At 26.8% G+C, this 5277-nt stretch carries 5 protein-coding genes and 1 riboswitch; of the genes, 2 read left to right on the top strand and 3 right to left on the bottom strand.

What is annotated here, in order from left to right; genetic code table 11:
• Positions 1-173: 173 nt before the first annotated feature.
• Both K0040_RS19555 and K0040_RS19550 read right to left on the bottom strand, forming a co-directional pair.
• Positions 174-1622: a DEAD/DEAH box helicase gene (locus K0040_RS19555; protein ID WP_228110384.1), complete on the bottom strand. Its 1449-nt coding sequence runs from the start codon at positions 1620-1622 to the stop codon at positions 174-176.
• Between the two features lie 145 nt (positions 1623-1767).
• The gene (locus tag K0040_RS19550) at positions 1768-2436 is read right to left on the bottom strand and encodes a PHP domain-containing protein (protein WP_228110383.1); all 669 of its coding nucleotides are present in this window, start codon (positions 2434-2436) and stop codon (positions 1768-1770) included.
• A gap of 216 nt (positions 2437-2652) precedes the next feature.
• Positions 2653-2752, top strand: a riboswitch (purine riboswitch).
• 72 nt (positions 2753-2824) lie between these two features.
• On the opposite strand from K0040_RS19550, the gene add reads away from it, so the two are divergent.
• Positions 2825-3814 carry an adenosine deaminase gene (add, locus tag K0040_RS19545; protein ID WP_228110382.1) on the top strand — a complete coding sequence of 330 codons (990 nt, stop codon included), beginning with the start codon at positions 2825-2827 and terminating at the stop codon, positions 3812-3814.
• 283 nt (positions 3815-4097) lie between these two features.
• On the opposite strand, the gene K0040_RS20825 is transcribed toward add, so the two are convergent.
• Positions 4098-4223, bottom strand: coding sequence for a hypothetical protein (locus K0040_RS20825; protein WP_265588946.1), 126 nt, complete (start codon positions 4221-4223; stop codon positions 4098-4100).
• 232 nt (positions 4224-4455) lie between these two features.
• On the opposite strand from K0040_RS20825, the gene K0040_RS19540 reads away from it, so the two are divergent.
• Complete coding sequence (locus K0040_RS19540; protein WP_228110381.1) at positions 4456-5082, top strand: hypothetical protein; 627 nt, start codon at positions 4456-4458, stop codon at positions 5080-5082.
• The last annotated feature ends 195 nt before the right edge of the window (positions 5083-5277 follow it).

Below are 5277 nucleotides of genomic sequence, written 5' to 3'. Positions count from 1 at the left end.
AATAATTGTGAAAAGAATGCTAGTATTAGTATTTCTTAGAAATAAAAAAATATTACTGGAATTTTGAATTTCCAGTAATATAAATTACAAAACAAAATTATTACACAAATCTATAGACATTCTCAAATCGCCTGAGACTTTTTTAGTAAATATTTAAAATCCAGTTACTCTACTTACATCTCCACCTTAGTAACTTTACGAGGTCTTCCCTTGATGTTTTTAGTTTGTAATGTTTTAAGTACCATGTCACCTTTATTATTTAAAATTTCCACAAAAGTAGATACATCTTGTATATTTATAACGCCTATATCTGATGCAGTCATTCCTTCTATACTACAAAGTGTTCCAACTATATCAACAGGTCTCATCTTTGTCTTTTTTCCAGCATTTATGTGAAGTCTCATTATCTCACAACTCATACTTGCACCTTTACTCATTTTAACTTCAGGCTTTTCATTTAATTTTCTTTCAAATTCAGCTTTTAATTTTTTCACAGATTTTCTACTTGGTGTTTCTTGTCTTACAACTAGTTCTCTTCCTGTATATGAATTAATTTCAGATACACGTCTGTCATCTGCTTTAGTTACAAAGGTAATTGCTCTGCCCTCTTTACCAGCACGACCTGTTCTTCCTATTCTATGAACATAGTTCTCTCTAAGAACTGGTATGTCAAAGTTTATTACATGAGTAATATTTTCTATATCTATCCCCCTAGCTGCCACATCTGTAGCTATTAAATATCTGAAGTATCCTTTTTTGAAATTGGACATTACTTTTATTCTATCGTCTTGTTCCATACCTCCATGTATTTTGTCACATGGATATTTTAAATCTGTTAACTCGTTATAAATCATTTCTACTTTCTTTTGAGTGTTGGCAAAAATTACACAACTATCTGGATTTTCAATTACAGTAACATCTTTTAATAAGTTTAGTTTTGCATTTTCTTCTACTTTATAAGCTACTTGAACTATTCTATCAACGGTTAAAGTTTTAGCTACTATTTCTATTTTTGTAGGATTTTTTAAGTATCTTTTTGATAAATCATCTATATCTTCTGGCAATGTGGCAGAAAATAACATGGTAACACGCTCCACTGGTAGAGCTTCTATTATCTCTTCTATTTGTTCAATAAATCCTAAACTAAGCATTTCATCAGCTTCGTCTAATACAAGATATTTAATATTATCTGTAACAAAACTTCCTTCTTTTATATGATCGATTGTTCTTCCTGGAGTTCCAACTACTATATGAGTCTTTTGCTTAAGTTCTTTTTCTTGTACAGCAAATGAAGACTTTCCATAAAGTGCGCAGGTTTTTATTCTTTTAAATCTACCTATATTAAATATATCGTCTTTCACTTGTATTGCCAGTTCTCTGGTTGGTGCTAGAACTAATGCCTGAGGCTTATTTTCATCCCAGTCAACCAACTCACATAAAGGTATTCCAAAAGTTGCAGTCTTTCCACTTCCTGTTTGTGATTTTACAAGTATATCTTTGTTTTGTAGGGCTACTGGTATAACTTGTTCTTGAACTTTTGTTGGATTTTTGAAATTTAACATTTCTAGTGATTTTAATATTTCCCTGCTTAATTTATAATCTTTAAAGTTTATTTTTGTCATTTTGTCATCTCTTTCTTCTCGTCATAGTAATCTTATCTATTATATCACACTAAGGCAATACTCAGTTTTTATAATAAGTATCTATTTTGTATTTAAAGATTATCTAGATAAGTTACTATTAGTTTTATTAAAGTTTCAATTTAATTCATTCAATAATTTCAAATTCTTTATTTCTTAATATTTTAAGAAGTTCTCCATCTGATGTGATTTTTTTATTTGTATAAATTCCTGTTCTACATAAATCCTGTTTTTGATGTACATCACTGCCACCTGTAGCTGTAAGGCTTGGATTTGCTTCATAAATAGCATTTGTCAAATGATTGTTATTATTGTGTCTTGGATTTTGATTATATATTTCAATTCCATGTAGGTAGTTTATATCTTCTAATTTACTTCCTTTTTGTCTATAAGGGTGAGCTTGAATAATAATTGCCTTATTCTTGAATTTATTATAAAAATCCTTTAGTCCCATTTCAATCATCCACTCATTTTCTATATAATCTTCTTTTTCCAATCCAAATACTAAAAAATCATTTGTATCCTTATTAAAACTAATTTCCATTCCTAGACCTACGTAAAAACATTTATCTTTACAGTATTCTATCCCTCTATCATAGCTATAGAAAAATTCCTTGATTTTTTCTTTCCAATCTTCTCTTTTACACTTTCTAAAGTAGCCTTTTCTTAAGTGATCTGTAAGAACTAGCCCTGAGTAACCTTCTTCTATGTATTCGTCTATTATTTCTTCTATACTTAGACGCCCGCAAGGACTGATTTCTTTTGTATGTATGTGTAAATCGTATTTAAACTTCATATATCTTCCCCTTATTTTATAAATGATTTAGATATAGAATACCATCTTTTTATATAATTATCACTTAGTGAAGTAATATACTTTTTTTATATAACAAAAAAACTCATAACTTAGGTTCCTTTATATGAACACAAATTAATCAAATTTTAATGATTTAAATGTCGTTCTTTTATAAGTGTCAAAAAACATATTGACATAATTTTCGAAAAATAATATACTTAGAAGAAATATATATTTCGTATAACCTCAATAATATGGATTGAGGGTCTCTACCAGAAACCAATAATTTCTGATTACGAAGAATGCTTACTTTAATTTAGTAGGTATTCTTTGCAATCAGAAATTTTTTTTATACAAAAATTTATAAATAATAAGGAGATGATACAATATGCTAAAAAAATTACCCAAGATAGAATTACATTGTCACTTAGATGGAAGTGTTAGACCACAAACAATAATAGATATTGCAAAAGAAGAAAATATAGAAATCCCATCACATGAATTATCAGAAATAGAGAACATGGTAAAAGTACCTTTTAATTGTGATTCCCTTGTAGAATATTTAAAAAGATTTGATTTGCCAAATAAAGTTATGCAAAGTAAAGAAAGTTTAAAAAGAATAACTTTTGAATTGTTAGAAGACGCTAGTAGTGAGAATTTAAAATACATGGAAATAAGGTTCGCACCATTACTTCATACTTTAAATGGACTTAGTGTAAGTGAAGTAATAGAAAATATAATAGACGGAATGAAAGAAGCCGAAAAAAAATACCCTATAAAGGCCAATCTTATATTAGGTTGTATGAGAACCATGACTTTAGATGATGCAATATATGTAGTAGAAGAAGGAAAGAAATTTTTAAATAAAGGCGTTGTAGCTATAGACTTATGTGGTGCTGAAAATGAATGTTTTGCAATAAAGTTTAAAGAAGCCATTGATTTAGCAAGGTCATTTGGATATAGAGTTACAATACATGCAGGAGAAGCTGCAAGTGGATTAAATGTATTAGAAGCAGTAGAAATATTAGAAGCTGAAAGAATTGGTCATGGTATAGGTATAAGAGATATAAAGGAAGCATATGAAATAGTCAAAAATAAAAACATAGTTTTAGAAATGTGTCCAACTAGTAATGTGCAGACTAAGGCAGTAAATTCTTTTGAAGAGCATCCTTTTTATAAGTTTTATAAAGATGGATTAAAAGTTACTCTAAATACTGATAATAGAACTGTTTCTAATATTAATTTAACTAAAGAGTTTAATAATGTAAACAGTGTTTTTGAAATAACTGAAGAAGATTATAAAAATCTGTACTTAATTAGTGTAGACTCAGCCTTTGCCGACGATAATACTAAACAGTGGCTAAGAAAATTTATATAAAAATACGAACTTAGGTTTAATAAAACCTATAAATAATGGATGTAATAAGGTAAGCTTACCCGCTGCATCCATTTTCTTATTCTTTCTATACTAAAATTATTAACTATTCCACCTGCAAGGGATATTGTATATTTATAATTTCCTTTTTAATCCACAACTAGCTGATCTGCAGTATATAGGTTATTAAAAAATTTATAGATATATATTTACAATAGGTTCTATATTATAATTTAACAAAGATAGGCAATAAAGTTGCATAAAAATCATGCAAAATAAATTTCAGCTAAAATAAATATAACTTAAGGTTAAAAAGGTTATCTATTTGCACAAGTTGAATAACCGCCTTATTTACATATTTATTATTTTCATCAGTAGTAGTACCTATAATTAATGTTGGGTTATTTGACATAAAAATCCCTCCCAAAGAAATACTATTTATATTAAAATATGACAATATTTTATAAATGTTACTTTTCGATATTATATTAATTATAAAAAAATATATACACTTATTTCTAGTCCTTGCAAGGATTACATATAATATACACAAAAAATTCACTTTGAAAATATTTATAAATCTGTTACTATGGGAATTGTATTAATATACATTTTTATAAAAAGAAATTTTCAGGAGGAAACTTATGAACTATATTACAAAGGACGAACTAGACAATAAAGAATTAACATCTACATTCTCTATTAAAAATGATGAATTAATATTTGATGAAAACTCACCATACAAAAATAATTTTCAAGTAGGTGATATAGTAACATTAAAAAATAATTCTAAACAAATGGGAGTTGTTTCCTTTATAGAAGAAGACGAATTAAATATAAACTGGGATGATAATAGAGAATCTGTAGAAGTTTCTTCTAATTTAATAATTGTACCTCCTACTTTAGGAATACAATTATTTAAAAATAATGATTCACTTAATTTATGGGAAAATTTATCAAATGGTAAAAATGACAGCTTTGATTTAAAATGTCTTTATATAAATGATAAAATCGTAAATGAAGTTACTTTTATTAGAGCATACAAAAACACTGACACTTTAGTAGACAAAAGATTTAAAAGAACATTTTCACTATATAGAAAGTTTGGTAATACTCAGATATTTAGAACTAATTTATATACTATTGATAACAAAAACGTAGGATTTAATAGTTCAAGGTTTGTGTATTACTTATTACAAGATAATGTAGTTTATTACTTAGGAATAGACTTAAGCCGTGATGATTTAAATACTTATTTATTTAAAAAATAATATATACAAAATAAAAGCTATAAATTATAGATAAGATATATCTATAATTTATAGCTTTTTATTTATTCTTTGGGTTTGTCAATAAAAGTGTGTAAGTAGTTTTTATTTTATAAGTCAGGTAGATAAAATTAATCTACCTGATTTTTTAATACTGATATTTTTTAACTCTTTCTTTTAAATTCTCATCCATATCTA

Source organism: Terrisporobacter petrolearius (assembly GCF_020748185.1).
GTDB classification, from domain to species: domain Bacteria; phylum Bacillota; class Clostridia; order Peptostreptococcales; family Peptostreptococcaceae; genus Terrisporobacter; species Terrisporobacter petrolearius.
The sequence above is the reverse complement of the archived record's forward strand: the minus strand, read 5'-3'. Positions and strand labels throughout refer to the sequence as shown.

Bases quoted from the DNA above. Each gene is read 5' to 3' on its own strand.
- K0040_RS19555 (WP_228110384.1), bottom strand. From the start codon at position 1,622: ATGACAAAAATAAACTTTAAAGATTATAAATTAAGCAGGGAAATATTA.
- K0040_RS19550 (WP_228110383.1), bottom strand. From the start codon at position 2,436: ATGAAGTTTAAATACGATTTACACATACATACAAAAGAAATCAGTCCT.
- add (WP_228110382.1), top strand. From the start codon at position 2,825: ATGCTAAAAAAATTACCCAAGATAGAATTACATTGTCACTTAGATGGA.
- K0040_RS20825 (WP_265588946.1), bottom strand. From the start codon at position 4,223: ATGTCAAATAACCCAACATTAATTATAGGTACTACTACTGATGAAAAT.
- K0040_RS19540 (WP_228110381.1), top strand. From the start codon at position 4,456: ATGAACTATATTACAAAGGACGAACTAGACAATAAAGAATTAACATCT.